Origin of the sequence: Humisphaera borealis, from assembly GCF_015169395.1 — a bacterium.
Taxonomy (GTDB): Bacteria; Planctomycetota; Phycisphaerae; order Tepidisphaerales; family Tepidisphaeraceae; genus Humisphaera; species Humisphaera borealis.
Map to the genome: position 1 here is coordinate 6,259,196 of NZ_CP063458.1, position 25,828 is coordinate 6,285,023.

General features: G+C 63.2%; 22 protein-coding genes. 11 read left to right on the forward strand and 11 right to left on the reverse strand.

Annotated features, from left to right (window positions below):
• Positions 1-2 precede the first annotated feature (2 nt).
• The gene (locus IPV69_RS23530; protein ID WP_261362021.1) at positions 3-389 is read right to left on the reverse strand and encodes a response regulator; all 387 of its coding nucleotides are present in this window, start codon (positions 387-389) and stop codon (positions 3-5) included.
• 339 nt (positions 390-728) lie between these two features.
• Between IPV69_RS23530 and IPV69_RS23535 the strand changes: the two genes are divergently transcribed.
• Positions 729-2,273, forward strand: a complete 1,545-nt coding sequence (locus IPV69_RS23535) for a DUF4159 domain-containing protein (RefSeq protein ID WP_206292173.1) — start codon at positions 729-731, stop codon at positions 2,271-2,273.
• A 25-nt stretch (positions 2,274-2,298) separates the two neighbouring features.
• Positions 2,299-3,231: a hypothetical protein gene (locus IPV69_RS23540; RefSeq protein WP_206292174.1), complete on the forward strand. Its 933-nt coding sequence runs from the start codon at positions 2,299-2,301 to the stop codon at positions 3,229-3,231.
• 179 nt (positions 3,232-3,410) lie between these two features.
• Here IPV69_RS23540 and IPV69_RS23545 read toward each other — a convergent pair whose 3' ends face one another.
• Together IPV69_RS23545 and IPV69_RS23550 are read right to left on the reverse strand one after the other, a co-directional pair.
• A complete protein-coding gene (locus IPV69_RS23545) occupies positions 3,411-4,250 on the reverse strand; it encodes a metal ABC transporter permease (protein ID WP_206292175.1) in 840 nt (279 codons plus the stop codon).
• 166 nt (positions 4,251-4,416) lie between these two features.
• Entirely contained in the window at positions 4,417-5,229 is an 813-nt protein-coding gene (locus IPV69_RS23550; protein WP_206292176.1) for a metal ABC transporter ATP-binding protein, read from the reverse strand.
• 411 nt (positions 5,230-5,640) lie between these two features.
• Between IPV69_RS23550 and rpoN the strand changes: the two genes are divergently transcribed.
• The 4 genes from rpoN (at position 5,641) to IPV69_RS23570 (ending at position 9,249) form a co-directional block, all read left to right on the forward strand.
• Complete coding sequence (gene rpoN, locus IPV69_RS23555; RefSeq protein WP_261362022.1) at positions 5,641-7,131, forward strand: RNA polymerase factor sigma-54; 1,491 nt, start codon at positions 5,641-5,643, stop codon at positions 7,129-7,131.
• Between the two features lie 84 nt (positions 7,132-7,215).
• A complete protein-coding gene (locus IPV69_RS23560; RefSeq protein ID WP_206292178.1) occupies positions 7,216-7,659 on the forward strand; it encodes a rhodanese-like domain-containing protein in 444 nt (147 codons plus the stop codon).
• Between the two features lie 73 nt (positions 7,660-7,732).
• Positions 7,733-8,995 carry a hypothetical protein gene (locus IPV69_RS23565; RefSeq protein ID WP_206292179.1) on the forward strand — a complete coding sequence of 421 codons (1,263 nt, stop codon included), beginning with the start codon at positions 7,733-7,735 and terminating at the stop codon, positions 8,993-8,995.
• Entirely contained in the window at positions 8,992-9,249 is a 258-nt protein-coding gene (locus IPV69_RS23570) for a hypothetical protein (protein ID WP_206292180.1), read from the forward strand. Before IPV69_RS23565 ends, IPV69_RS23570 begins: the two co-directional genes overlap by 4 nt.
• Positions 9,250-9,404: 155 nt before the next feature.
• Here IPV69_RS23570 and IPV69_RS23575 read toward each other — a convergent pair whose 3' ends face one another.
• A complete protein-coding gene (locus tag IPV69_RS23575; protein WP_206292181.1) occupies positions 9,405-12,302 on the reverse strand; it encodes a PQQ-dependent sugar dehydrogenase in 2,898 nt (965 codons plus the stop codon).
• A 255-nt stretch (positions 12,303-12,557) separates the two neighbouring features.
• Here IPV69_RS23575 and IPV69_RS23580 point away from each other — a divergent pair, with 255 nt between their 5' ends.
• From IPV69_RS23580 to IPV69_RS23590, 3 genes are all read left to right on the forward strand, one after another.
• Positions 12,558-13,631: an AAA family ATPase gene (locus IPV69_RS23580; RefSeq protein WP_241179945.1), complete on the forward strand. Its 1,074-nt coding sequence runs from the start codon at positions 12,558-12,560 to the stop codon at positions 13,629-13,631.
• A gap of 558 nt (positions 13,632-14,189) precedes the next feature.
• Positions 14,190-14,621 carry a DUF2203 domain-containing protein gene (locus tag IPV69_RS23585; protein ID WP_206292182.1) on the forward strand — a complete coding sequence of 144 codons (432 nt, stop codon included), beginning with the start codon at positions 14,190-14,192 and terminating at the stop codon, positions 14,619-14,621.
• A gap of 270 nt (positions 14,622-14,891) precedes the next feature.
• Entirely contained in the window at positions 14,892-15,155 is a 264-nt protein-coding gene (locus IPV69_RS23590) for a hypothetical protein (RefSeq protein WP_206292183.1), read from the forward strand.
• Positions 15,156-15,215: 60 nt separating this feature from the next.
• Here the strand turns inward: IPV69_RS23590 and IPV69_RS23595 are convergent, their stop codons facing one another.
• The 7 genes from IPV69_RS23595 to IPV69_RS23625 all read right to left on the reverse strand — a co-directional run bounded on the left by IPV69_RS23595 (position 15,216) and on the right by IPV69_RS23625 (position 23,142).
• Positions 15,216-15,566 carry an HAD family hydrolase gene (locus IPV69_RS23595; protein WP_206292184.1) on the reverse strand — a complete coding sequence of 117 codons (351 nt, stop codon included), beginning with the start codon at positions 15,564-15,566 and terminating at the stop codon, positions 15,216-15,218.
• 6 nt (positions 15,567-15,572) lie between these two features.
• Complete coding sequence (locus IPV69_RS23600) at positions 15,573-16,220, reverse strand: Uma2 family endonuclease (protein WP_206292185.1); 648 nt, start codon at positions 16,218-16,220, stop codon at positions 15,573-15,575.
• Between the two features lie 93 nt (positions 16,221-16,313).
• The gene (locus tag IPV69_RS23605) at positions 16,314-17,375 is read right to left on the reverse strand and encodes an N-acetylmuramoyl-L-alanine amidase (RefSeq protein WP_206292186.1); all 1,062 of its coding nucleotides are present in this window, start codon (positions 17,373-17,375) and stop codon (positions 16,314-16,316) included.
• A 37-nt stretch (positions 17,376-17,412) separates the two neighbouring features.
• Positions 17,413-17,772 carry a hypothetical protein gene (locus tag IPV69_RS23610; RefSeq protein WP_206292187.1) on the reverse strand — a complete coding sequence of 120 codons (360 nt, stop codon included), beginning with the start codon at positions 17,770-17,772 and terminating at the stop codon, positions 17,413-17,415.
• A gap of 77 nt (positions 17,773-17,849) precedes the next feature.
• On the reverse strand, positions 17,850-18,497 hold the full coding sequence (locus IPV69_RS23615; RefSeq protein ID WP_206292188.1) for a Uma2 family endonuclease: 648 nt from the start codon (positions 18,495-18,497) through the stop codon (positions 17,850-17,852).
• 48 nt (positions 18,498-18,545) lie between these two features.
• The gene (locus IPV69_RS23620) at positions 18,546-20,465 is read right to left on the reverse strand and encodes a DNA gyrase/topoisomerase IV subunit B (protein ID WP_206292189.1); all 1,920 of its coding nucleotides are present in this window, start codon (positions 20,463-20,465) and stop codon (positions 18,546-18,548) included.
• Positions 20,466-20,604: 139 nt separating this feature from the next.
• On the reverse strand, positions 20,605-23,142 hold the full coding sequence (locus tag IPV69_RS23625; RefSeq protein WP_206292190.1) for a DNA gyrase/topoisomerase IV subunit A: 2,538 nt from the start codon (positions 23,140-23,142) through the stop codon (positions 20,605-20,607).
• Between the two features lie 349 nt (positions 23,143-23,491).
• Here IPV69_RS23625 and IPV69_RS23630 point away from each other — a divergent pair, with 349 nt between their 5' ends.
• Together IPV69_RS23630 and IPV69_RS23635 are read left to right on the forward strand one after the other, a co-directional pair.
• A complete protein-coding gene (locus IPV69_RS23630) occupies positions 23,492-24,454 on the forward strand; it encodes a hypothetical protein (RefSeq protein WP_206292191.1) in 963 nt (320 codons plus the stop codon).
• Positions 24,455-24,828: 374 nt separating this feature from the next.
• Positions 24,829-25,725 carry a sugar phosphate isomerase/epimerase family protein gene (locus IPV69_RS23635; RefSeq protein ID WP_390884429.1) on the forward strand — a complete coding sequence of 299 codons (897 nt, stop codon included), beginning with the start codon at positions 24,829-24,831 and terminating at the stop codon, positions 25,723-25,725.
• Positions 25,726-25,828: the final 103 nt, after the last annotated feature.

Genomic DNA, 25,828 nt, shown 5'->3' on the forward strand with positions numbered 1-25,828 from the left:
AATCAGACGTGGGTGGGTTCAAGCACCTGCGACACAACCTCTCCAAATGCGGCGGCCGTGAACGGCTTGCGAAGCTGTGCGCAAGCGCCGGCACGACGAAGCTGCTCCGCCTTGCGGGCATCAACTCGGGCAAGCATCGCCACGACGGGGATGCCGCGTGTTTCAGGCTCCGAACGAATCCGCCCGATGAGTTCCACACCGTCAATATCCGTCAGGCGGGGATCAATCAGGATCAGATCAACCCGGTGATGGCCGAGCACCTCGATGGCCTCTTGGCCGGTGGAGGCCTCAACGATCCGCCCGCGACCGAACAGCGTCTGGCGAATCGTCCGCTTCAGCAAAGCGCGAGTGGTGGTGGAAGTGTCAATGATGAGATACGAGTAAGACATCCTTGCGGACTCCTGGCTGCTGGCGATCACATTCGGGCAAGCCGCCGCTGATCGCGACGCCGCCCGACCCTACCGCCCAGACAGGATTCCCCATGCCGATCATTCCAGCCAACAATTGGGGCTAATCCGATCGACCCATAACCAGAATTCGACATTTTCGGGTGTCGATTCTGCCGGATAACGCGGTTACGCCGGTTATCTGTCACACCTTAAGACATACGTCGGGGACAAAGGAAAGGATTGAAAAACGGGAAACGCGGATGAGTCTGCTGGCCTTGGCATGCCCTTGGACCGGGATTGCGCTTCCCGCCCGTCATCAACAAGGCGATAGTAAGTCTCATGCGGCGACCGCGGCGATCGACCCAGCCTGACCACCTTCACCCGGCGACCCTCGCCGCGCTGCTGATCGTGCCGCTGCTGGCGACGTCGGTGACGGCCGAGGATTTCGTCAACCCCAAGGCCAACATCCCGCCGCGATCGACGCCGCAGCGTCAGAACGGCGGCGAAGGATTCCCGCCGTTGCCGCTGCCGGCAACGCCCGTCCGCCGGAGCGAAAAGAAACGCGAGCCGGCACCACCGGCTCTTGTCGGCAACATCACCTTCCCCGAGGCCTACCTGCGGGCATCGAAAGCGACGTGGGAAACCACGACCATCGACATCGACAACTGGGTGCAGTTCACCAACGGCCAGCTCGGCCAGAACTACCGCTTCGTCGGCACCGACTTCGCCAGGTTCAGCTACGACCCGGCCGAGTTGCCGATCCTCTACTTCACCGGCTGGAAGCCGCTGCCGGCTTTCGACGACGGCACGATCGGCCGACTGCGGCAGTACCTGCTCGACGGCGGGACCTGGGTGGTCCACAGCAACTGCGGCCGGCCGGAGTTCAACCAGTCGTTCCGCCGGGAGATCGCCCGCATCTTCCCCGACCGCCAGCTCGCGCCGATCGGCGCTGATCACGCGATCTTCTCGAGCTTCCACAAGATCGAGCAGATGCGGATCTACGCCGGCAAGAACCCGGTGAAGACCGTGCCCACATCCGCCGGCGTTCTGGAGACCGTCAACATCGGCACGCGGGCGGCGGTGATCTTCTCGCCGGTGGACATGAGCTGCGGCTGGGACGCAAGCCGTAACCCGATCGAAGGGGGCACACTCTTCGACATCAACGATTCGCTGCAAGTGGGCGCGAACATCGTGACGTACTGCCTGGCCGAGTATCAGTACGGCCGGTTTTTCAGCCACGCCAAGGTCTTCCACCAGGAGAACCTCGCGACGCGCGACCAGTTGGTGCTCGGCCAGGTCGTCCACAACGGCGATTGGGACGCCACCCCGCACGGCCTGCCGAACCTGCTGAAGTTCATCGACCAGAGCACGACCCTGAAGGTGCAGTTCAAGCGTATGCCGGTGGACCTCGAAAAGGCCGACATCTTCGCGTTCCCCGTCCTCTACATGAGCGGCCAGCGGGCGGTGACGTTCAGCGAAGCGTCCCGCAAGCGGCTGAAGGAATACCTCGACCGCGGCGGCACGCTGATCGTCGATTGCGTCGTCGGCAGCAGCGAGTTCGACACCGCGTTCCGCCGGGAGATCAAGGCGATCTACGGCGAAAAACCGTTGAAACCGCTGCCCGCGAATCACGCCCTGTATTCGTTCGTGCAGGACACGACAAAAGTCAGACTATCGCCGCAAGCCGCCCAATTGCTGGGCGGCGAGATCGCCGCACCCGCGATCGAGGCGATCGAAATCGACGGCCGCCTGCCGGTCATCTATTCAAAGCTAAGCCTCAGCGCCGGGTGGGAGCAGTTACCGCGGGCGTACAATGTCGGCTACGCCGACGCCGATGCGCTGAAGCTGGGGGTAAATGTGTTCATGTACGCGGTGTCGCACTGAGCTGTGCACAATTTGGGAGGACTACATGGGAATCTGCCGCTCTCAATGGCTAATCGCGGGGTTCGTCCTTGCCTCGCTTCTGTCTTCGGGCTGCCGTGATGAACAAGGCTCGCCCCGCACGAAGCCTTCCGTCGTCTCAGCTGAGCTGGTAATTGCAGACGCCGAGTCGATTTCGCCGGACACCGTCACGATTCTCAAGCGTGCGCATGCCGAACGAATCGTCTCGATCGAATCGTGTGTCTTAACTGTGAAGTGGGCACAGACGCAGAACTGTGCTACGTCGTGGCTCGCTACACTCTCCGCGGAACCGTCCCCAACGGAAGCCGCGGCGAAGGCGCTCGTCGCCGCGCTCCAGGCAACACCCGTCGCAAAGTCGCCGACCATTCGACTTGAGCTCGCCGACATCGGCAGCGACTCCATCCCTCTCCTCCAGGCGGTTGGCGATAGTTTCATCCGGACCATAACCGATCAGGAACGGTCAAGACTGCAGGAGGCACGACAGGCCTTTCAACTCGAATTGGACGATGAGGTGCTGACACAGCTTCGCGAAATTGAGGAGTCGCTCGGCGGCGATGCCGATGGTCTACAGATAGCCTACGACAAGCAGAAGCTGGAACTGGGGAAATTGATCTACGACTTCACGTTCACTTGCATTGAACGCGACGGCTTGGCCAGATTACTTAACGCGAAGGAACCGCACGCCGACTCAGAAAACCGTCGAGTCGCCAGTACACGCATCGCCACGCTGACGCGAGAAGCAGATGCAATGGGGAGCCGCATGGAGGAAATCTCACGGCATCTTGGAAATCAAAGCCGGAGCCCGTCCCGGGTCGGAGTTCTCCGCGAAAAAGCGTCGCGCCTTCGCGTCCGTATAAAGGCGATTGATGATCGGCTTGCCGCAGTCGCGATGGGTCACAGTGCAGTTCGTTGGTTGCGACATCCAGCAATTGAACCTTGAAGCACGCAGTACGATCCCGAGTTCAGATCAATCAGGAGACCCAGCCATGTAGGGTCCGCCTTGGCGGACGTGTTGGTGAACGGCGCCGCGCGTCCGCCAGGGCGGACCCTACAAGACTTCGCGATCGCGACGCCAGAATCCGGGTCTTCGGGGTACCTCAGACACCGGCGTCGGTGGATTCATGACCGCCGCACGCGTTTCCCCACGAACACCACCACAAACACCGCGAACAGGATTAGCACGATCGCCGGGCCCGTGGTGAGGAACTGCACCTGACGGCTGATCAGCACGCCCGCGATCGCGGCGACCAGCGCGAGCGCCACCGAGCCGCCGACGGCGACACTGAGCCGTCGGCTGATCGCCAGGCTGGTCGCCCCGGGGAGGACCAGTAACGCCGTCACCAGGATCGACCCGACGATACGGCTGCCAATGACGATCGTCGCCGTCACCAGCAGGATCATCAGGTAGTGGACGAACCCGGCGCGCACGCCCGACGCCTCGGCGGTCTCCGGGTCGAAGCAGTACGCGAAGATCTCCTTGCCCATCAGCCAGACGGTTGCGATCACCGCCAGGCATAGCAGCGTGGAGGTGATCGCGAACGTCATGTCGACGTCACGGAACTCGCCGAAGAAGAAGCTCTGCCAGCCGTGCGGCTGCGCCTTGCGATAGAACATGTACGCCTCGCGGGCGATGAAACCCCACGCCACCGAGGCGACCATGAAGATGCCGATCGCGGTATCACTCTCGGCCATGCCGTGGCGGGTGACGGCGCCGATCGCAAGCGCCGACAGCAGGGCGAAGACGATCACGCCGCAGTAGGGGAGCCACTGCATCTCCGGGCCGTCGAGGGCGGGGAAGATCAGGGCGAGCATCCAGGCCGTGCCGGCGCCGCCAAAACCGCTGTGGGCGATGCCTTCGCCGATAAACGCCCATCGCCGCGAAACGACGAACACCGACAGCGCCGCACAGGCGACGGACAAAGCGGAGGCACAGATAAGGGCGGCGGCGAGGGAGGTCATTCTTGTAGGGTGGGGTTCACCCCACCAGAAGCCGTTCGAAAACGGGTTGTGTTGATTTGCAAATGAGCAGGTCGTGCAGACAACAAGACTCGACGGCGGTCCGGGCGAATCAACACAACTCGCCTACGACGGTTTGCGGTGGGCTGAAGCCCACCCTACGAAGAGATCACGACGCCACGCGCGACCCGACGCCAATCGGCACCAGCGTTTCCGCCGCGCCGTGCGTGCAGACGTGGCCGCCTTTGATGCCCATCGCCTCGAGGTCGCAAGCGAACATGCGATAGACCAGTTCCGCCGGCAGGTGATCGGGGACGTCGTGGTAGTGCAGCGTTCCGCTCAGGCAAGCGATCCGGTCGGCGATCGCCGTCACGGCACGAAGGTCATGGCTGACAAAAACCAGCGTAAGGCCGAGCTCCACTTTGAGCTGCTGAATGAACTCGATAAACCGCTGCTGGCCGCCGCGATCGATACCCACCGTCGGCTCGTCCAGCAGCAGCAGTTTCGGTCGGGGGGCCAGGGCCCGGGCGATGTAGACCCGCTGAAGCTGCCCGCCGGACAGCTCGCCGATCGGCCGATCGGCCAGGTCGCCAAGGCCGACGCGGGTCAGGAGGGATTCGACGAAGGCGAAATCGTCGGTGGTCGGCGAATGCAGCAATCCGGCTCTGCCGGACAGCCCCATCCGCACCACCTGCCGCACACTGGCGGGAAAGTTCTTCGGCGTGTGCGGCCGCTGGGGAAGGTAGCCGATCAGATCTCCCCGCCGGACGGCTTTTCGTGGCGTCAGTCCGCCAATGCGAATCTCGCCGGCGTCGGGTTCGAGCAGGCCCAGCATGAGCTTCATGAGGGTCGATTTGCCGCCGCCGTTGGGCCCGATCAGGCCGAGGGTCGTGCCCTCCAGCACCGACAGGTCGATGTTCTCCAGGGCGACCGTGGAGCCGTAGGAAAAGGACAGATTGCGGATGGAAACGAGTTCACTCATGGTCGGCGGTCGCTCTGGGGCGAACCGGTCATGATAGGGAGGCGGGGCGTCTTTGTGCAAGCGAGTTGCAGAAAAGCGGCGGGTAGGGAGGAACCGCAGATTTCGCAGATGACGCAGATTGGCGACAAAGCAATCTGCGTGATCTGCGGAATCTGCGGTTCGTTTTGCCGGGCGTCGAAAAGGGCAAGAAACGAGGTTGAACGGCCTAGGACTTCTTAACGGGATCAACGTTTTTGATCCCCCGAACCGGATTGCCGCTTCCCCTCACGGCTGGCCTTGCTAGAATAAGCATGCAAAAATCGTGCCCCGCTGCGGCCTGCTTATTGCTCCGCAGTCAAGAGAGAAATCGGGGCGTTCGGTAGTTTTTGTTCTTACCGCTGGATTTGCATGCAGTTAGGTCAGTCTTTATCCATGCGCCCGGAGATGCGTCAGCTGCTGACGCCCCGGATGATTCAGAGCATGGAGATCCTGCAGCTCCCCCTGGCGCTGCTTGAAGAACGCATCGAACAGGAGTTGCAGAGCAATCCTGTCCTGGAAATGAGCGAAGGGGAGACCGACTTCGCCGCGATTGCCGAGCAGTCCGACATCCCCCAGCGCGACGACCGGTCCGAAGGGGAACACGCCCTGGTCGTCCGTGACGACAACGGCCACGCCGCCGACTTCGAACGCCTCGAACGCATCAGCGACTACTTCGAAAACGAAGAGTTCAACACCAACGGCTCCAACTTCCGCCAGCAGGGCTCGTTCGACGGCGAGCGCGACAAGAAGATGGACGCGATGGCGAACACCGCCGCCCGCGGTGTCACGCTGCAGGAACACCTGATGGGGCAGTGGGCGTTCGTAGAATGTTCGCCCGAAGTCCGCCAGGCCGGCGAAGCCCTGCTGAACTACATCGACCCCGAAGGCTACATCCGTACCCCCTTCGAGACCGTCCGCGCCGAGAGCAAATCCGCCCCGACCCTAGAATCCCTTACCGAAGCGCTCGGGCTCATTCAGACCTTGGAGCCCTCCGGCGTGGGTGCTCGCACCCTCACCGAATGCCTGCTCATCCAGCTCCGGGCCCTCGAAGACGACGAAGACCTCTCCGAAGGCCATGACTTCGAGCTCGAAAAGTCCCTGATCCGCGATCACTTCAACGACCTGAAGATGAACCGCTACCCGCAGATCAGCAAGCGGCTCGGCCGGAGCATCGACGACATCAAGTCCGCCGTCCGGCGGCTCGGCCGGCTTCACCCCCACCCCGGCAAGCAGATCGGCGGCGACGACGCCCCGGCGATCATCCCCGACGCCGTCATCTACTGGGACGACGAAACCGGCCGATACGAAATCAAGATGGCCCGCGACCCTTCCGAGAACATGTCGATCTCGGCGATGTACCGCAAGTGGCTCAAGGACCGCACGAAAGACAAGAAGACCCGCGAGTTCCTGGCCAACAACGTCCGCAACGCCCGCTGGCTGATCGAAAGCATCGAGCAGCGCAAGAGCACGATTCACCGCGTGATCCGCGCCGTGGTCGATGCCCAGCGCGAGTTCTTCGAAAAGGGCTTCGAGTTCCTCCGCCCGCTGCCGATGATCGGCGTCGCCGACCAGCTGGGCATCCACGTCGCCACCGTCAGCCGGGCCGTCAGCGAAAAATGGATCCAGACGCCTCGCGGCGTGTTCCCCCTTCGGCGGTTCTTCTCGCAGGGCACCCAAAGCGCCGACGGCGAAGACATGGCCTGGGGCGCGGTGCAGGAGAAGCTCAAGGCGATCATCTCCAACGAAGACCGGCAGAACCCGCTCAACGACGACGAGATCGTCGAGAAGCTCAAATCCCAGGGCATCGATATCGCCCGCCGCACCGTCGCCAAGTATCGCAAGATTCTCAACATCCCGACGTCGCGGCAGCGGCGGGAGTATTGAGCGAGGCGGGCAGGCGACGGCAACCGACTGTTTGCCTGCCGACGACATGCCACCGAACGCAAGTCTTGCCGAAGAGGAACATCGATGCGCTGCGCTACTCCCCTGTGTTTCGTACTCCTGACGCTGACCTGTTTCACCGCGCCGGCGTGGTCGGCGGACGAGAAGAAGCCCGAACCGTCGGCGGTGACGAAGTCCTCGCCGGATCAATTCGACAAGGCCCGCCACGAGAAAGACGCCGTCGTGATTGACGTCAGGTCGCCGGAGGAGTTTGCGGCCGGTCGCGTGCCGGGGGCGGTGAACATTCCCGTCACCGGTGCCGGTTCTGAAGCGTTCGACAAGCGAGTCGCCGAGGTGGCCAAGGACAAGACGCCGCTGGTCTATTGCCGCAGCGGCAATCGAAGCGCCAAGGCCGTCGAGAAGCTCAAAGCGATGGGCTTTCGATCGATCATCGAGATGCCCGGCGGCTGGGTCGCCTGGTCGCAGGCGGGTAAGGACGTCGAGAAGGGTCCGGTTAAGCCGGCGAAGTAGTCGAATTCCCTTCGAAACCCGTTCCCGCCGCTTTGTCTTGGACGTCGTGCCCATCGCAGTGGAGAATGAAGCCATGAGCCGATCAGCACGAGTCGCCGTATTGCTGCTTGCCGTCGCGCCGGCGTGGGGCGCGCTGGCGCTTGACCCGACGCTGCCGCAGCCGGGCCGGGCCAAGCCGTCGCCCGCTTCGGGCACCGGAACCGGCGCGTCCGCGGTTGCCGCGCCTGCCGTCGCGGACAAGACACCGGTCGAAGCCACGCCCGCCGACCGTAAACCCGTTCCTGACCCGGCGGCGCTCGCCGACGCGCAGAAGCTGGTAGACCAGGTCTACAAAGACGAACTGGCCGCCGCCAAAACGCCGGACCAGAAGAAACAGCTCGCGGCGAAGTTCCGGCAGCTGGCGGCCGAGTCGCAGCCCGCCGGCAGGTATGTGCTGCTGGCCCGCGCCCGCGAAGTCGCCGCCGACGCCGGCGACGCCGACACCTCCCTCGGCGCCGTCGCCGACCTGGAACGGTCGTTCGATCTCGACGGCGGCGCGATGGAACTCGACGCCGTCGTCCGGCTGCAACGCGTATTGCGATCGCCGGAATCGCTCAAGGCTGTTACACGCTATCTGCTCGGGTCGGCCAACCAGGCGGTCGTCGGCGACCGGTTCGAATCGGCACGCAAACTGATCGACCAGGCGGTCCTGCTGTCGGCGCGGGTGAATGACCCGGCGCTGGCGAAGCTCGTCGCCGCGCGGGCCAAGGAAATCCGCGAGATCGAAGCCGCGTTCGCGGCGGCCAAACCCGCGATCGAGGCCGCCGCTAAACAAGCCGCCGACCCCGCGCAAAGCCTGGCGGCGGGGCGGTACCGGGCGTTGTACAAGGGAGAATTCCCGGCAGGCCTGCCGCTGCTGGCGGCGGGAGCCGACGACCCGCTGAAAGACGTCGCCGTTAAAGAGCTGGCCGGCGTCAGCGGCGCCGAGCAGCAGGACGCGATCGCCGATGCCTGGTACGGCGTCGCCGAGAAACTCACCGGTGTCGCGAAGAACCACGCCCTTCTGCACGCTGCCGGCTTCTACGCACAAGCCGCACCTTCGCTGGCGGGCCTGCAGCAGGCCAAGGCGGTCAAGCGGGCCAAGGAAGCCGAACCACTCGCGGCGATGTACGTCGGCAGGCCGGCGTCGGCAGGTGGCACACCAGCCGGCACGCCCGCGGTCGCAGTCAAACCGCCAGACGTCACGTCGCAACCCGTCAAGCCCACGACGCCGGGCACCACGGACAACCCCCGGCGGCGAACATCAATCTTCCCGGCAAGTTCGTCCGCATCTGGAAGACGCCGGAGGTCTGGATGAACAAGCCGGAGGAGGTCACGTTCAAGGCCGGCCGGGTGTCGATCGTCAACGCCGGCGGCATGGTGTGCGAGAACGAACCGCTGGTTCCGCAGAAGGACGGCTCCCTCGCGCTGTCATGGGACTACGGCCCGGAGAAGACCGGTTACGAAGTCTGGACGATCAAAGGCGGCGAACTGGTCATCAACCGCTGGAACAGCAAGGCGGAAATCGAAACCAGGCCAATGCCTCGTCGGGTGGGAACGATCGCCAAGTGAGGACAAGGATTGAATGCAAAATGCAAAACAGGCAATGAAAAATGCAAAATGAGTATCCGCATCATTTTGCGTTTTTCATTGCCTGTTTTGCATTTTGCATTCGTGTTCCGACGTTCAACCGCGCGACGCGCCGCCCGCAAGACCCTGGTGTGGTCTCACAGTCGGGTCACTTCAATGTAGTTGATGCGCGTCGTCCCCGTCGCAGCGCTGCCGATGCCCAGCAGCAGCCGGCCGTCAGCCACCGTCACCGTCACCGCTTTGCTGGCAAACGCGTTCGCCCCCAGGCTGAGCTGGCTGAAGGCGTTCACACCCTCGATATACACATTGTTCTTTGAAGTCGCCGACCCATCCCCCACGCTGACTGTCACCAGGTAGGTTCCGTTCGCCACGGCCAGTTCCCATCGCCCGCCGGCGATCACGCCGACGTTCGTATCAAGAAGCTGGTTCGAGTTCTTGTTTCGGTCCACGACGCTGGCGGCGTGGCTCACGGTCCAGCCGTAGTTCTGGCCGTTGCGACTACCGAACGTTCCACCGGCGTCGACCAGGTAACCTGCGACCGTCGGTGCTGCGCCCGGCTGGAAGTTCACCCTGATCGGGGACGATACCGGCGGCGGGGGAGGGGGCGGCGAAGTGGGCGGAGGAGAGGTCGGCGGCGGCGAGGTTCCTGCTGGCGCGATCTCAACATAGTTAATCCGCGTCGTGCCCGTCGCGGCGCTGCCGATGGCGACCGTCAGCCGGCCATCAGTCACACTCACCGATACCATCCTGGACGCAAACGCACCGGTCGCCAGGGGCACGTAATTGAACGTGGAGATGCCCTCGACATAGACGTTGTTTCGGGACGACGCCGCCGCATCGCCGACGCTGACCTTGACCGAGTAAGACCCGTTCGGCACTACCAGTTCCCACCGTGCCGCCGCCTTCACGCCGACGTTGGTATCCAGCAGTTGGTTGCTGTTCTTGTTGCGGTCCACGACGGCATCGGTATGGCTGGTGGTCCAGCCGTAGGTTCGGCCGTTGCGAGCGGCAAAGGTCTGACCGGCATCCACCAGATACCCGCTGACGGTCGGAGCAGCCGCCGGCTGGAAGTTGACCCGAACCAGCTCCGCAGCGGGCGGCGACGTGCCGGCCGGGGCATAGCGGGCGGTGTACGTTGTGTTCACGTCGGGCGTGGAGATCCCGTGACTCGCCGCGCCGCCGTCGGACCACCCGACAAAGTCGTACCGAATCCCGCCGATCAGTTGCGCCGCCGGCGCACCCAGCGACCGAGCAATGCCCGCCACGCCGGTGAACACCTTGCCGCTGGTGATCGGCGATCCGTCGAGCGTCAGCGCGAACCCGCTGGTGACGACACCGCCGACGCTGGCGTTGATCGTCACCTCGGATTTGACGGGAAAGATATCGCGTGACGTGGTCCGTGAGAGCCCACCGCTGTCGGTCGTGGTCAGGAAGATGCGGTACCAGACATTCGCCGCCGTCTCACCGACCGCCGGCACCACGAACGAACCGGATGAAACACCCGGGATCGAATCGATAAACGGATGGCTGTGCGTGTCGTGGTAGAAGACGACGCTCCAGCTCATCCGCGACGCGGGAACGGTCCCGTCTTCCGGGTCGGTCCCGATTCCAGAGAAACTGATGCTCTGCCCGGCGACATACTTGAGTGTCGCCGCCGGCGCGCCGATCGTCGGCGTCGGGTACTGGTTAGAGACCGCCGTCAGCGCGACGGCATTGGATGCGGTGCTTCCGTTGGCGTTGCTCACGACGACGCGGAACAGCGCGCCGTTGTCGGCGGCAGCGACCGTTCGTGAATAGCTCGCCTCGTCGGCATCCGCGATATCGACGCCGTTGCGCTGCCACTGGTACCGCAAAGTCCCCGGCCCGCCGGCCGTTACGATGAAAGTGGCTTGCTGCCCGATCGGCACGGTCTGCGGCAGCGGCTGGGTGACGATGTTCGGCTTCTGGCTTTGGCCGTCGCCGACATACTCGATCTTCACCAGCGAGCCGGCGGCGGTATTGACGTCGCCGTGATTGAGCACCCAGAGTGCGCCATCGGTCGAGCGCTTCAGATCGATCGGATACTCGAAATCCGTCCCGAACGGTTGCAGCGACCCGGACGGATCGGCCGCGCTGATGGACTTGATGTACCCGGCGGCGAAGTCGGCGAAAAAGTAGCGGCCATCGTACGATGCCGGGAAAGGACCGCCGGCGTAGAACGCACCGCCGGTAATGCTCACCGCGCCATCCCCGGTGCCGTGCTGATAGGCGTAGATCGGATCGTTGTAAGCGGCCGGCGGCGACTGGCCTGCTCGCGGTCCTTCGATCCCCGGCCAGCCGTAGTTGGCACCGGCGACGCCGAGGTTGATCTCTTCCCAGGTGTCGAGCCCGACGTCGTTGATGTGCAGCCTGCCGGTCCCTGGCTGGAAATCGAACTGGAAGGGGTTGCGTAATCCGGTCGCCCAGATGGAGCGGTAGATGCCGGTCGTCTGGCCGTAGAACGGGTTGTCGGAAGGGATGCTCCCGTCCTTGTTGAACCGCAGGATCTTTCCAAAGGTGCTGGTCAACGGTGGCGCCTTGGTCGGGTCGCCATGATCGCCGACGGGCACATAGAGTTTTCCGTCCGGCCCGAAGCCGATCATTCCCCCCTGGTGAAACTGGGCCGGGCCCGGCAGATTGATGAGATCCACGCGCGAATTGGCCGAGGCGACGTCGCCCGAGGCGGTGAACCTGGTGACCACATTGTGGACGTCCGGCGAGGCGCTGGTCCAGTAGGCATAGAGGTAGCCGTTGCTGGCAAACTGAGGATCGACCGCCACTCCGAGCAGGCCGGTCTCGGCAGCCACCCTGACCGGCAGCGTGGCGAAAGGCGCTGGAAGCAGGGTTCCGTTCTTGACGACCCGAATCTGCCCCGACTTCTGCTGCGCGACGAAAACCCGGCCATCCGGGGCAACCGTCATGCCGCTGGCGTACGGAATGCTGGGCACGACCGTGGTTTCTATGAAACCGGCAGGTACCTTCAGCAACAGCCGGGCTTCCAGGGACTCGATCTTCATGGATGACTACTTGGGAATACGAAATCGGACAATCCGCACGAAAGCACCCCGGTGGTTGGCTTGACGTCCTTCGCGAACACTAACAAGTGCAACGCGGCTGGCGAACAAAGATTCGGGCCGACCGACGAAAAGTTTTCCGCAACGCCATCCGGCAACGGGTGGGATTGCGGGGCGCGATCACCCGGAAATCCACGATGTGGCCCCGCAGTCCACTTCGGGTAATCTCGTGCGACCCGACAAAGGCAGGTATTTCCCTTGAAGCAACCGACCCCTCCAAATCCTCCCGGCAGCGCCGCGAACCGGCCCCCGAACGCCACGGCGGTGCCGGATTCGCAGGGCGAATCAACGTTCATCACCAAGTTCACGGCCGTCAAAAAGCAACTACTGACCGAACTGCACAAGGTCATCATCGGGCAGGATGACGTGATCGAACTGATGCTGGCGGCGATCTTTGCACGCGGGCATTGCCTGCTGGTCGGCGTGCCGGGCCTCGCCAAGACGCTGATGATCAGCACGCTTGCCAAATCGCTGCGGCTGAACTTCAACCGCATCCAGTTCACCCCCGACCTGATGCCCGCCGACATCACCGGTACCGACATCCTGGAGGAGGACCCGGCGACCGGGAAACGCAGCTTTCGCTTCGCCCGCGGCCCGGTGTTCGCCAACATCGTCCTGGCCGATGAAATCAACCGGACCCCGCCCAAGACCCAGGCGGCATTGCTGCAGGCGATGCAGGAATACCAGGTGACGGCGGGGGGCCGAACCTACCCGCTCGATCCGCCTTTCTTCGTGCTTGCGACCCAGAACCCGATCGAGCAGGAAGGCACCTACCCGCTGCCCGAGGCCCAGCTCGACCGGTTTATGTTCATGGTGAACATCGGGTATCCGTCAAAAACGGAAGAACGGCAGATCGTCCGTGCGACCACGATGGAACTGGCCGGCGAGCCCGAACCGGTGATGTCGGCCGCCGATATCCAGCACGTGCAAAACGCACTACGCAAACTGCCGGTGAGCGACCATGTCGTGGACTATGCGGTCGCACTCACCCGCGCGACCCGCCCGAAAATGCCCGGCACGCCGGCGTTTATTACCGACTGGCTGACCTGGGGCGCCGGCCCGCGGGCGGCGCAGTACCTGGTGCTGGGGGCCAAGGCACACGCAATGTTGAACGGCCGGGTGAATGTGGGCGCGGACGATGTGCGGGCGGTGGCCAAGCCGGTGCTCAGGCACCGCATCTTTCCCAACTTCAACGCCGACGCCGAAGGGGTCGGGCCGGACCAGATCATCGAGAAGTTGATCGAAGCGGTTCCCGAAGTCTCGCCGGACTAGGCAGTTGCTCGCAGGTCGCATCACCCGGGAACGCCGAGCTCCAGCTCGGCTCTGCTTCGTCGGCAGTACTGCCACCGATGTTTACCAATGTGGGCACCGATGGGCACCGGTAGGCACTGATGTCGAGTTCAACTTCAGGCCGCCTCGCGAGTCCGCCCCACAAATCAGAAGAGATGAACGCCAAGCCGCCAGGAGTCCAAGAACAGACGGAGAGGTCGCGTATCGATTTCTTGGCGGTTTGGCGTCTTGGCGTTCATCCTCTTGATCGGAAATAGGTCGGATGCATTGGCGAGGCTCGGTGACCCTATTACCGGCGGTGCAGAGCCGAACTGGAGTTCGCCGCTCCCGCCAAACTGCCCCGTTTGTTATCAGACTGAGTGATTTGAAAATCTTTCTTCACACCTTCGAGAACTTTACGTTGCTTCGCCTCGGACCGGTGGCATAATCCGGTCGGCCACCTTGGAACGCCGGAATCTATCGCAGGAATCCGCATCGAGGGAGCCGATATCACGCGTCGGGCGGTTGCGCGCCGACAGCACCATCGAAAGGCGGTCCCTCATGCGGGGTCCACAGTCCGCGTCTCCGGAATACGCCTCCTCCCCCCGAGCCAAACGCCGGTTCACCGTTGCCGAGGCCAACCGGGCCCTGCCGCTGGTCAGCCGCGTGGTCGCAGATATCGTACATACCCATACGCAGGCGATTTTCGTCCAGAGCCAGATCGGCCGGGCGACCTCCAAAGAGCAGCCCGCGTTGCAGAACCAGCTCGACAAGATGCTCGAACGGCTGGAAGACTTCGTTGACGAGTTGACCGAGATCGGCTGCGACCTGAAGGACTACACCCTCGGCCTGATCGACTTCACGGGCACGCACATGGGCCGCGACGTCTGCCTCTGCTGGAAGCTGGGCGAAGACAAGATCGACCACTGGCACGAAATGGACGAAGGCTTCCCGGGACGTCGGCCGATTCATTCGCTGCAGGAAGCGCGGTAGGGGATACTCTTGGTTGACGATGTCAAAAAGGCTATCGCAGTATTCGTCGAGCACAAGCAATCAGACGATGTTGCGATATGCGCTGCGCTAGTCGCCCAGGGACGTACTCTCGCGTAAGCGGAGTCGCTTCTGGTCGTCATGCCAATTGCGTTCGCGCGAGTGTTACTCGCGGAACTCGGCGTCGTTTGCACCCCCACATACATTTTGCGGACACATTCTGGTGTCCAATTGACGCGTCGCTTCAGGGCGCTCCCAGTGTTCTGTGCTGCGATGACCGTGGCCACGACGGGTATTGACCGCGATGACTTCCTCGCGGTCGCTATGCACAGTGCCGAACTCAAGCTCGTCAACCGCGCAATCTCCGACGGAGCGAATCCAAAACATCTGCTTCTGGCCGAACCTGTGTTGATTCTCCCAAATGAGGAGCCTGGTGTTGAAGATAGCTTCTCGAAGAAGAAGCTACCGAATACCCCAAAGCCAGTGGAACCAGTCAATAAGGGCAAAGGATGGCTGAAACGATTAATGGGCGGCTAGCAGAAGTCAGGCCAAGAGTGATGGGGGAGAGGCGGGGTTCCATGGAAGGTCCTCGGCGGGTCATTTCCGCAACTGCACATGATCTCGAACGATTCGATCCGCCAACACCTGCCAGTCGTCGCCTTCGTCGGCAACGTTCAGCGTCTGGCTGTTGAGGAAGGTCGCCGGCATATCATCGATATACAGATCAGGCTTCGGTAGGAACGCCTCGAAGAGCGGCGCGATCTCGTGGCGCTCGGCGATCTGCCGACAGTAGTCCCCGCCGTTGGTCGACCAGAGGATCAGGCGACAGCCGGCTTCGCGAAGTGTCAGCAGACCTTCCCACGCGTTCGGCTTGAGTCGCTGCAATTCATCGACGAGGGTGAGGTCCACGTCGACGTAGATCACGACGTTGGACATCTTGTGGGGCATCAGAAGTCACTTCAGGGTTCGAACCCACGCCTGGAACTTCTTCAAAACCGGCACAGTCTTACCGGCGGCTGAAAGCTTCTGGACCCAACTGAGCAAGTCGGCCGGCGCGAGAAACGGAAACGCCAGACTACGGTCGGCGTCTTGGTAGGTCCCGTCGGCGCGAAGGACCCGGCATTGGATACGACGGGCGGAAACATGCCAGACTTCAGGAACCCTCAGCGCGGCGTAGATCGGCTCGCGCGCGATCGCCTTTCGCGTCACCTCAACTTCAATCGCGAGGTCTGGCGCACAGTGGCGCCCGGGATCGAACTCGCCGGAAATCTGCGTCACCTTGTCGGCGTTCTGGACGTAAAAACATTCATCGGGCTCCAAGCCCTTCCTTGCCGCCGAGTCACGAAAGGTTGTAGAGCCAAGGCCGATGACCTCAAGCTCGAGTTCCAGACCCAGGAGCTCCACCAATCGCCCGAGCCACGTACCGTAAATCTCGTGCTCCGGAAGAGGCGACATGATTTCAATCCTCCCCTCGTCGAAGGCGACTCGGATCGCCCGATTGCCGATTTCGCTGAGTACGCTCTCGTAGAACTCCCAGGAGATCCCGTCCAGCACCAGGTGCTGAGGCGTATCGAGTAGCGAGGCTGCCGGCAAGGTCACCATGACATGCGATTGTAGCGTGGGAGCCGTAGGGTACGTCGTCCAAAATGCTCGGCGTTGGGTCCTCTTGCGGTGAAAAGGCACTCCCACACTCAACTACTCCCCCAGCGCCGCCCGCTTCTCCCGCACGGGCACCGCCTGCCCGCGCATCGAATCGTTCCGCCGAAGCGCCTCGGCCGACATCAGCTGGCGGGCCTGAGCTATTACGCGGTCCCACTGAAACGCCGGGCCGGGGTCCTGCTTGTTGTGCTGCACGTGGTAGTGACCGAGCACGCCGGTGTAGGCGCGCCACTGCGCATCCGTAAGGTCGGTTGTGATCAGTCGGCCGCCGGTGTCTTTGGGATAGTCGACGGTGATGCGAGGGAAGACCGTCCCCAGCGCCGCCACCAGCCGGGTGAGCGAGGCGTACTGCTGAGGCGTCAGGTCGTACTGGCGATAGGTCACGCCATGGATCGGGCCGGCGACCATCTCGTTGCGGTCGGGCCGAAGGATCGCCGACTTGTCGCGGACGCCGCCGTCGCCGAGCCGTTTCGGAATCGTGAGCACCGTTCGGCCGTCGGGGCCCTTCGCGTACCACTCCTTCAGCGGCACGGGATTGGTGTACGCACCCATGTTGGCGATCTCGATGCCGATCGACCGGGGGTTGGCCTTGGTGGCGTGAAAGGTGCGCTCCTGCAGATCGCACGTCTGGTAGATGGTGCCGTCGAGATCGAGCATGAAATGCACGCTGAGCCCGCGCTGCTCATGCAGTACCTTGAAGCACGACCGGCTCGTGCCGGCGACGTCGTAATGCAGCACGAATTGATCGACCTTCTGCTGCAACAGCGGAAGCGGCCAACCGCCGGTCTGTACCTGTTTCAGCTCTGCATCGGACAAGGTCTGCTCGCGCGTGCCGATGCGGGGCGTCGCGGGGTCTTTGAGATTTGGGGCGATGCGGTACGCGTTGTACCCGCCCGGATCGGTCCAGAGGACGACGGGAGCGCCGATACGAAAGAGCTTGCCGGCGGCGACGATCTCGTCGCCCTGGCGGGGCGCGGCAGGCGTACGCGACACGGATGTATCCGCGGGTCGCGACGCGCTGCACCCGCCAATCGCCACGACGGCCAGCAACGCCAGCATCGTCCAAAAGTGCCGCCAGGGTTGCGAACTTGGATTCATGGGTTCCCGCCGTTCTCGGCAAGTCGTTCGAACACAGTCAGTGCGCCATCCATGCGGAACGGCTCGGCTTGACGAGTGTCGCGTGGCACTTATCGCACTGCCAGGCGTCGGTGGTATCGCCAGATCCGACGACAACCTGGTCCTCGAGCTTGTGCCTTCCACGCCGATGAAACCAGAGGTGTCGAAACGACGATCCTCCCAGAATAAAGCCGATGATGGATGTCCGCACGCTGGCCGAGCCGGGGGCCATCGCTCCGCCGCAGAGCGGGCAGATGACGGCGTCTGACGACTGTGCTTTGACCGCGTCATCGGGATATCGACGCCGCAATGACTCAAGCTCTTTGTTCAGAGCGTCCATGTCTGAACCGGGCGGACTCGGGTCGTTTTCGGCTGTCATGGTCGCTCCCCGGAAATTCGCCGAAACAAGGGTACGCCCAACGAGAGTCGGCGGAGCCCAAGCTCATGTTGCGGCATTCACGGAAGCCGCTGAACCCACTCTCTGAACTCCACGAGCACGACCAGATCGACCTCATCCTCAAGTCGTCGAACCCAGCCCCAGAGTGTCGACGGCATTAGAAAAGGAAAGGATAAACTTCGTTCGGCGGGGCGGTACTTACCGTCGTCCGCGAGATGTAGACACTCGATGCCATCAAAGGTCACGCGCCAAAGCTCAGGTACGCCTAGCGCGGAATAGATCGGCTCCCGAGCAACTGAGCGACTGGTGATGTCTACCTCAATCGCCAAGTCGGGGGCAGGATGAATCTTTGGATCAAATGGTCCGCGAATGCCGCGGATCGCAGGGGCGTTAGCAATGTAGTAGGACTTGTCGGGCTCCAGGCCTCCGGTCTTCACCTCGTCATGGAACGTCGTGCTTCCCAGCGGGACGATCGGTACGCGCCTTTCGAGACTCATCAACTCAATAAGGCGTCCCAGGAGTTCTGCGAACGATTCATGCTCCGCCAGCGGCGACATGATCTCAAGCCTCCCACGGTCGAACGTTAGCTTGACGCTTGGCCTTGATTCGAACTCGGCAAGGAGTTCTTCGTACTTTGACCATGAGACGCGGTCCAGGAGTACATGCTCGACACTGTCGACGGGAATGAGCAGGGTGCTGTCGCTCATGATCTTCAGATTGTATCACGGCAATTCGAGCCCGCACGCAACCAGTCCTCACACATCCAGTTCATCCGCCTCTTCCGCCCGTTCCATGATGAACCGGAACCGGGCCGACGCGTCCTTGCCCATTAACTCGTTGATCACCCGATCCGTCGCGAGCGCATCAGAGATCTCGACCCGCAGCAATCGCCGCGTTTTGGGGTTCAGCGTGGTTTCCCACAGCACCTTGGGCATCATCTCGCCCAGCCCTTTAAACCGCGTGATCTCGGTCTTTGAATTGCTCTTGGCGTGCTTGGCGAGAATGCGCGCCTTGTCGGCGTCGTCGGCGGCCCAGTGCGTTTCCTTGCCGATATCCACACGGTACAGCGGCGGCAGGGCGATGAATACTCTCCCGGCGTCGATCAACTGCCGCATGTGGCGGTAAACAAACGTCAGCAGCAGCGTAGTGATGTGGTGCCCGTCACTGTCGGCATCGGCCAGCAGGATGAGCCGCTGATACCGCAGCTTCGTCGGATCGCATTCCATACCGGCACCGCAGCCCAGGGCCGTGACCAGATCGGCGATTTCGCGGTTCTCCAGCACCTTGGCGAGCGACGTGCCTTCGGTGTTCAGCACCTTGCCGCGCAGGGGAAGGATTGCCTGCAGGTTGCGGTCGCGGCCCTGCTTGGCACTGCCGCCGGCGCTGTCGCCTTCGACGATAAACAGTTCACTTTCGGCCCGGTTGCTGCTGGAGCAATCCGCCAGCTTGCCCGGCAGGTTCAGCCGCCCGCCGGTGGCGGTCTTCCGGCTGATGCTCGCGCTGGCCGCCCGGCTCGCCTCGCGCGCCCGCGCTGCGATGATGATCCGGTTGATGATGGTCTCGGCGACCGTCCGGTTGTTGTTCAGCCACTGCTCCAGCACCGGCCGCACGGCACCATCGACGATCGACTGCACCTCGGGGTTGTTCAGCCGCTCCTTGGTCTGCCCCTGGAACTGCGGGTCTTCCACGAACACGCTGAGCACGCCGATGACGCCTTCGCGGATGTCCTCGGCGGCGAGCGTCACGCCGCGGGGCGTCAGATTGTGCGTTTCGATGAAGTTGCGGATCGCCTTCAAAACGCCCGCCCGCAGGCCGTTCTCGTGCGTGCCGCCATTGCTGGTGGGAATGCCGTTGGCGTAGCTCTTGACCAGCTCCTCGGTCGACTCCGTCCACGCAAAGCACATCTCCATCCGGATGCCGTTCTGCTTCTCGAGGATGAACGGCTGCTCGTGGACCGGCTTGGCGTTTTTCTCGCCGACAATCTTCCGCATGAACGCGAGAATGCCGTCTTCGTGGTGGAAGACTTCCCGCTTGCCCTTGGTCTCGTCGATCCAGATGACCTTCAGGCCCTTGTGAATGTAGCTCGCCACTTCCAGGCGTTCGCGAATCGTGTCGCCGTTGAATTCAGTCCGCGGGAAGATCTGCGGATCGGGGTGGAAGAAGATCTGCGTGCCGGTGCCGCGGGCGGGGCCGAGTTTCTTCAGCTTGCCGGTCGCCTTGCCGCCGCTGAACTCCATCTGCCATTCGGCACCGTCGCGCTTGATGGTGGCGACGAGCTTCTTCGAAAGTGCGTTGACGACCGATGCGCCCACGCCGTGCAGACCGCCGGACGTCTTGTAGTTGCCTTTGCTACTGTTATCGAACTTCCCGCCGGCGTGCAGGGTGCAAAGGATGATTTCCAGCGCCGGCTTCTTATGGGTCGGGTGGTTGTCCACCGGAATGCCCCGGCCGTTGTCGGAGACGGTAATGCTCGCACCGTCCTTGTGCAGGGTCACTTCAATCTGGTCGGCGTGGCCGTTCATCGCCTCGTCGACCGAGTTGTCGAAGATTTCCCAGACGAGGTGGTGCAGCCCGGAAGATCCCGTCCCGCCGATGTACATGCCCGGGCGCTTGCGCACGGGGTCGAGGCCTTCGAGGACGGTAATGCTGCTGGCGTTGTAGGCGGTGGTTGTCATCGAATTCGAAGTCCTTTTCGCGTCGGCTAACGTTCATTGCCCACAGGGTCTACATTGCGGACCGACTGGAGTAGGGTGGGCGTACTCGCCCACGCTGACGGCAGGATAACGTGGCAAGACGTGGGCGATTACGCCCACCCTACGCCTTCCCCTCCAACGCCGCCGGCGCCGTCACCGGCGGGTAGATCACTTCGGCGATCTGCCCGCGGCTGACGAACTCGTGCCCTCTGCCGCCGCGGCCGGTGACCTTGTACCTGCCGGTGTTCAGCCGTTGCTCGCCGCCCATGCTGGTTTTGACCGTCAGCGTGTCGCGGTCGTCCACGGCGGTGATCGCCGCCATCAGCTTGTCGTCCTTTTCCAGCTTGATCAGCAGCACGCCCTTGCCCGGGCCGGACAGGAAGTTGATCTCGCCGGCGTTGCACAGCAGCACACGCCGAACCTGGCTCGCGGCGATGACCGTTTCGCTGCCGTCGATGACCGTCGCCAGCGTCACTTCCGCGCCTTCGACCGGACGGGCGTATCGGCGGCCCGACTTGGTGCTCACCTCTCGGTAGCCGTCCAGGCCGAACCGCAGCGCGTAGCCGTCGCTGGTGACGGCAAGGCCGTGCAGGCCCGGCGCGTCGTCCGGCTTCTTCTCGTTGATCGCCGTCATCTTGAGCGGCAGAACCCGCTCGTCCATCGAGATCGCCGACACGATCTTCTCGCCGTCCTTCAGCTTGAACAGCTTCTGGATCGGCTCGCCGTAGCCGGTCGTCGCGGGAATGTCGATGATGCGCGCGGTGTACGCCGTCCCGTAGTTGCTGAAGAAGACGATCGTCGCCCGGGTGCTGCCGGCGACCAGCGACAGGATGCGGTCGCCTTCGCGCAGCCGCGTCGTCTCGGGATTGATTTCCTTCTGCCGCTTCACCCAGCCGTCGGCCGTCACCAGGATGTGGTTGTCCTCGGCGACGATGAAGTCCTCCGCCGAGTACTCCACCTCGTTCTCGGCGTCCTTGATGATCGTCCGGCGCTTGTTCTTCGGCTCTTTGCCATAGGTATCGCGGAGCTCTTCGATCTCCTTGCGAACGATGCCCCACCGGCCGGTCGCTTCTTCTTCGTCCAGCAGCCGTTTGATCTCTTTGGCCCGCTTGTTTTTCTCGGCCAACTCGTCGGTGATGAGGTTGATTTCGAGCCTCGCCAACCGATACAGCTTCAGTTCGAGGATGTCGTCGACCTGCTCGGGATCCAGGCCGTCGTCTTTCGGCTTGCGCGGGCCGTGCGGTTCGATGCCGTATTTCTTCAGGATGCGCGCCGCCGCGTCGGCCTTGCCCTCGCTGGCGCGGATGATCTTGATCAGGTCATCCAGGATGTCGAACGCGAACGCGAAGCCTTCGAGCGTGTGGATGCGCTTGCGGAGCTGTTCCAGCTCGTGCGTCAGCCGCTTGGTGACGACCTCCAGCCGGAAGTGCAAAAAGTGCCAGAGGATGTCCTTCAACGGCAGCCGCTCGGGACGGCAGACTTCGGGGTTGTCGGTCGGAACCAGGCACGTCAGATTCACGTTGAAGTTCGTTTGCAGCAGCGTGTGCTTGAAGAGGAACGCCATCACCTTGTCGATCTCGGCGTCCTTCTTCAGCTGCAGTTCGATGCGGACGTCGTCGGTGCTGATGTCCTTCACATCCAGCAGCAGGGGCATCTTGCGGCTGATGACCACCTCGGCGATCGCCGCCACCAGTTCGGCCTTGTTCACGCCATACGGCACGCTGGTGATGTACAGCACCTGCGCCGCGCGGGTGATCGGCCCTTTCTCCCAGGTGGCGCGCATCTTGATCGCGCCCTGGCCGGTCTTGTAGATCTCGAGCAGCTCGGCCTTGTTGTTGAGCACCTGCCCGCCGGTGGGGAAGTCCGGCCCGCGGATCGCATCCTGCGCGACCAGGCGATACTCCTGGATTTCCGGCTCGTCCAGCACCTTCAGCAGCGCATTGCAGATCTCGCCCAGGTTGTGCGGCGGGATGTTCGTCGCCATGCCGACGGCAATGCCCGTGCTGCCGTTGAGCAGCAGGTTCGGCACCTTGCTCGGCAACACGACCGGCTCTTCGCGCGTGCCGTCGTAGTTCGGACGGAAGTGGACGGTTCCCTGGCCGATTTCCTGGATCGTCTCGGCGGCGATCGGCGTCAGCCGACACTCGGTGTACCGCATGGCGGCGGCGGGGTCGCCGTCCATCGAGCCGAAGTTGCCGCTGCCATCAACCAGCGTAGCCCGCATGACGAACGGCTGCGCCATGCGCACCAAGGCTTCGTAGATCGACCCGTCGCCGTGGGGGTGATATCGCCCCATGACGTCGCCGACCACCGTGGCGCACTTGCGGTGTTTTTCGGTCGAACGGAGCCCGTTCTGCCACATCGTATAAATGATGCGGCGATGCACCGGTTTCATGCCGTCGCGGACATCGGGCAGGGCTCGACTGGTGATGACCGACAGTGCGTAGTTGAGGTAGCGCGCTTGCGCGATGTCCTGAAGACTGGCGGCGTCCTCCCCGCCCGGCGGAATGATCGCTAAGCCGCCACCACCCGAACGGCCGCCCCCGGAGCTTCCAGCGGTATCACCCGAACCCGAGCCTTCGCCATCAGCGGGGCTGGTGGCATCGTCGACGGGTTCTTCGTTGTCGTTGTCCTGCGTGCCAGGGCCTTTGCGGGCCATCCTTAGCCTCCTCAGCAATCCGCCACGGCATGCCGGCGGACAAAGATTCGCGTCCCATCGCACCGGCCGACTCCTGTGTTCGGCACAACGCGACGCGTTCGTTTACAGCAGGCGGAAGCCGACGTCCAGTGGCGACCAGCGAATCAATGACCCGGCAACCTCCCGCCGTCGAGCCCTGAACCGCACACAGTCGATCTTTGCAGATTCTTCTTGCACGGCGACGAACATACCGTACAATATACGAACGTTGTAGCGTTGGGGCCCATCCGTCGTCAACTCGAAAATCGGGTCCTTCCGCCTCGGGTTCTCTTTCGCTCGCAGCGGCCTCCCGGCCGCGAAAGGGGTTCTTATGCAGTTCGTCGCTTCAGCTTTCGATACATCGGCTTGTGTTGCGGTGATGGAGTCGCCGGCCGTCGGTGCAACTGTCGGTGCCGCCGACGCCGTACAAGCGGCGCCGGTGAACGCGCCCTCGAGTGACGGCGTTCGCCATTCCCGCGCCGAGCAGTCGCGCATCAACGGCGCTAAATCGCGCGGGCCGACCTCGGACGCGGGCAAGGCGGTCGCCTCGCAGAACGCCTGGAAGCACGGCCTGCGCGCCCGCGGCCAATTGCTGCCCGAGGAAGACCCGGCGGAGTTTGCGGCATTCGTCGCCTCGTTTTGCGACGATCTGGGCGCCGTCGGGCCGTGCCAAGTCATGCTCGCCGAGCGCGTCGCGGAGATGGCGTGGAAGCTTCGGCGGATGCCCATCGTCCGCTCTGCGGTTTTGTGCTCACGCCGTGACAAGCAGCGCGAAGCCGAAGGCGGGTTCGGCGGAATGGACGACCTGGGCGACCTGATCTACGAACTTCGCAAAGCAGACCCCAACGGCGGGATCGTCATGCTGCTTCAACGCTACGAATCGCAGATCGAACGTTCCATGCAATCGGCACTTCGCGAGCTGCGTATCCTGCAAGGCGGGACGCGCCATCGCGCCGCGCCGGCTCCTGCGCCGCAGCGGCAGAGCGAGCCGGCGACTTGCGAGACCGGCGAAGCGGTCGCGGTCCAGGGCGAATCTCGGGTTCGTTCGGAGGAATCGGAGCGGGACGCGGCAGCGACCGTCGTTGCGGACTCCGCGGTCGTCGCTGGGAACGCGACGGTTGTGGAACCGATCGCGGCGAACTCACCGACCGCGGCGGCGACCTTCGGTCCCGACGATCTTTTGCCGGCGGACGTTGACTCTCGGGTTCGTTCGGCGGAAGGGGTGCGCGGTCGCGTCGCTCCGGTTCAGGGGGACCCACTCGGCAGGGGACGCTCCGCTTCGCGTCGCGGCTAACCGTTGATCGCGGAACGCGTACCGACCCGGTGAGACCCGGACCGGACCACGCTCGGGTTCGTTCGGCAGCAATCGAGTGGTTTCAAATGGTTAGCCGCGACGCGGAGCGGAGCGGAGCGCGTTCGCGCGCGGACTATCGGATACAAGAGGGTTTCGCGATCCACAGAGACGTTCAGGTATCGCATTGCGCGCGACAGCACTCAGGCACGCCGTGCGAAGGCGCACCGGTTCCCGATTCACCCGTTTCGACCGTCCGCGTTATCATGCCCGACGACTGATCCCGCTGCTCAAACCTCTCTCGGAAGGATGTGCCTGTGCTCAATCGACGCCAGTTTCTCGGAGCTTCCGTTGCCTCCTTGGTCCCCATGGTTCCGATGTCCGCCGCGCTCGCCGCCGATGCGCCGTCGCCAGCCGTCGCGGGAGTGCCCGCCGCACCGCGCCCTCGCAACCGCATCGCCGTCTCGACCTACTCCTTCTGGCGGTTCCTCGAGAACTCCAAAATCCCCGTCGACAAGTGCATCGAACACGCCGCCGCGATGGGGTTTGACGGCGTTGAGATCCTGCACCGCCAGATGGATTCTGAAGACAACGCGGCCCTGCAATCGCTCAAGCAGACGGCGCTGCGCGAAGGCGTCGATCTCTGCGGGTTCTCCATCCACCAGGGGTACGTTTCGCCCGATCCTGACGTGCGGCAGAAGAACATCGATCACACCATCAAGTGCATCGAGCTGGCCTACGCGATGGGCATCCCCACGATGCGCCTCAACACCGGCCGTTGGAATACCACCAAGAGCTTCGACGATTTGATGAAGAACCGCGGCGTCGAGCCACGCCTTGAAGGCTACACCGACGACGACGGCTTCAAGTGGTGCATCGACTCGATCGAGAAGTGCCTCAAGAAGGCCGGCGAGTGCGGCGTGACCATGGGGCTCGAGAACCACTGGGGGCTCGGCCTGACGCCCGAAGGCGTGCTGCGGATCGTCGATGCGATCAAGTCGCCGTGGCTGCAGGTGACGGCCGACACCGGAAACTTCCTGGAAGACCCGTACGACCGCCTGGCCAAGCTCGCGCCGCGCACCTGCTATATCCAGGCCAAGACCTACTTCGGCGGCGGCACCTGGTACACACTCGACCTGGACTACCCCCGCATCGCCGACATCTTCCGCAAGGCCAACTACCGCGGTTACGTGTCGCTGGAGTTCGAAGGCAAGGAAGACTGGAAGACGGCGATTCCCAAGAGCCTGGACGTGTTGCGAAAAGCGTTTTCCTGAACGGGGACCGTGACTCGCCGCCGGCACGCGTCGCGGCTCGTATGCAAAGGGGAAGATGCACTGGTCCGTCTGTTAATCGAATGTCAACGGGTTGGTTTCCCGG